At 77.7% G+C, this 1455-nt stretch carries 2 protein-coding genes; one reads left to right on the plus strand and one right to left on the minus strand.

Annotated features, from left to right (window positions below):
* On the minus strand, positions 1-233 hold a 233-nt coding region (locus NH602_RS30790), incomplete at its 3' end, for a hypothetical protein (RefSeq protein ID WP_253069682.1).
* 155 nt (positions 234-388) lie between these two features.
* On the opposite strand from NH602_RS30790, the gene NH602_RS30795 reads away from it, so the two are divergent.
* Positions 389-1261, plus strand: coding sequence for a 1,4-dihydroxy-2-naphthoate polyprenyltransferase (locus tag NH602_RS30795; protein ID WP_253069683.1), 873 nt, complete (start codon positions 389-391; stop codon positions 1259-1261).
* Positions 1262-1455 lie beyond the last annotated feature (194 nt).

A 1455-nucleotide genomic window follows, 5' to 3' on the forward strand; every position in this document is an offset into this window, starting at 1 on the left:
GCGACGAGCAGGTCGGACCGCTGCATCGCCGCGTCCGCGGCGACGGGGCCGGGAGCCGGAACACCGACCGCCGGCGGGGCCACGGCGGGCACCCCCTCACCCGGGTCCACCGCCGCGCCCACACCCGCGGCCGAGGCCCCCGACGGCGACAGCCAGGCCGCCCGGGTGAGCCCCGGCTCCGCCCAGCGCGCCCCCAGCGGCACCTCCTGACCGCCCTCCCGGCCCCGTCGCACCGCAGCACAGGTGCGTCCCCGGACCTGGCATGGACAACCACACCCCTTTGCCGGTCCTCACACCTGTTGCAACGGGTGTGCCGACCGGCGCAGGGGTGTGGCCGTGCCGTGGGACGGTTCCGTCGCACGGCGGCGCGGCGGGATAGGTTGCCGGGGTGGCCACCACGGCAGAGTGGGTCGAGGGTGCGCGGCCGCGCACCCTCCCCACCGCGATCTCCCCCGTCCTCGTCGGGACCGGCGCCGCGCTCGGCGCGGGCGCCCTCGCCCCCGGTTCCGCGCTGCTCGCCCTCCTGGTGGCGGTCGCGCTGGTGATCGGGGTGAACTTCGCCAACGACTACTCCGACGGCATCCGCGGCACCGACGACGACCGTGTCGGCCCCCAGCGTCTGGTCGGCTCCCGGGCCGCCGAACCGGCCGCGGTGAAGGCCGCGGCGTTCGCCTGCTTCGGGGTCGCCGCCGTCGCCGGGCTGGTGCTCACGGCGGTCTCCGGCCAGTGGTGGCTGCTGCTCGTCGGGGCGCTGTGCATCGTCGGCGCCTGGTACTACACCGGCGGCTCGCGGCCCTACGGCTACGCCGGGCTCGGCGAGGTCGCGGTGTTCGTGTTCTTCGGCCCGGTCGCGGTCCTGGGCACCATGCTGACCCAGGCCGGGCGCGTCGACGCCGCCGCCGTCGGGGCCGCGGCCGGTGTCGGGCTGCTGACGTGCGCGGTGCTGGTCGCGAACAACCTGCGGGACATCCCGGGCGACCGGGTCGTCGGCAAGCGGACCCTCGCGGTGCGGCTCGGGGACCACGGCACCCGGATGCTCTACCTCGCGCTGGTGCTGGTGCCGTTCGTCGTCGCGGTCGGTGCCGCGTTCGACCGGCCGGGCCTGCTGGTGGCGCTGCTCGCGCTGCCCGCCGCCGTGCGGCCGGTGCGGATCGTGGTCGGCGGGGCACAGGGCCCCGCGCTCATCCCGGTCCTCAAGGACACCGGCCTGCTCCTGCTGGCCTGGGGCGTCGCGGCGGCGGTCGGGCTCGCGTTCGGCTGAGCGCTCACGTCACCGCGCACCTCCCGCCGACGCACCCCTGGGCGATCCGCCCCGCCCCACGTCGGACCGGGCCCGGACCGTCAGCGGGTCGGGCCGTCGCCCTCCGACGGGACCGGGTCGGACCCGCCCGGCACCTCGGCGCCGTCCGCACCGGCCGCGGCAGGCGGGGACGCGACGGTCGACGACGCGGACGG

It is taken from the genome of Pseudonocardia sp. McavD-2-B, from assembly GCF_024124365.1.
In the GTDB taxonomy this organism is placed as follows: Bacteria; Actinomycetota; Actinomycetes; order Mycobacteriales; family Pseudonocardiaceae; genus Pseudonocardia; species Pseudonocardia alni.